The sequence below is a fragment of the Actinomyces sp. 565 genome, from assembly GCF_010365615.1.
Lineage (GTDB): Bacteria > Actinomycetota > Actinomycetes > Actinomycetales > Actinomycetaceae > Actinomyces.
Genome location: NZ_PIZD01000069.1, coordinates 30,940 through 31,658, shown reverse-complemented (window position 1 = coordinate 31,658; position 719 = coordinate 30,940). Strand labels below are relative to the sequence as shown.

Genomic DNA, 719 nt, shown 5'->3' with positions numbered 1-719 from the left:
GTGGTGGTGCCCTGGGCGGGTGCTGCCTGGGGGGCGTCTAGGCACTTGAACATGAAGGGGCGTACGCCGGCGGGGGAGGACATGGTGCCGTAGGGGCACTGGTGGGTGGGTGGCCCGTACTCGTAGGTTCTGCCGTTGTCCTGCGCGGGGGCGGGGTTGGCGTAGTAGCCCCCGCCGACCGGCGCGCCCGGGGTGGAGTAGGCCACCTCGTAGGACGTCCTACCCGTAACAGTCACAGAATTACCTGTCGAATAGGCCCTGAAGGTGGGGTCGTCCTGGGGGCTCGCCGCAGCCATTGGCATTAGGTATATTGTGGTTGAGAGGTAAATTGCTGCGAGTTTAAATGTTGCTGACTTTAAGGTCATTGCTGGTCGCCTCCATTCTCGACCTCAATTGCTTCAATTCTCCACTGTTCTCCGGTCCAATAAAGTTGCGTCAGTAGTAGGTCCTCGGACTCCTCCACCCTTGTTGCTGTACCGTCGCCTGAGTGGCTTGTGCGGGCTTCGGATGTTACTTGTGCGCGTACGACGTAGCGGTTGGGGTCCTCCTGGTCGGTCCACCACTCCAGGGGGGTGATCTCCTGCTCCCACGGGTCGACCCAATTACCTGCTTCATGGCGATTAGCTACGTCATCTGCCACGTTGTTGCAGAATTCGCAGTTGTCGTCGCTCATTTTCTCCCAGGCGTCCAGGTCTCCCGTGGCGAAGACGTAGGGGAAC

2 protein-coding genes are annotated in these 719 nt (G+C 60.1%); both read right to left on the bottom strand.

Annotated features, from left to right (window positions below; translation table 11 throughout):
- A partial coding sequence (locus GZ997_RS12500; RefSeq protein WP_203234235.1) for a hypothetical protein occupies positions 1-236 on the bottom strand: 236 nt, incomplete at its 3' end.
- Between the two features lie 125 nt (positions 237-361).
- Positions 362-719: DUF6318 family protein (locus GZ997_RS11515; protein WP_203234234.1), on the bottom strand; the 358-nt coding region annotated here is incomplete at its 5' end.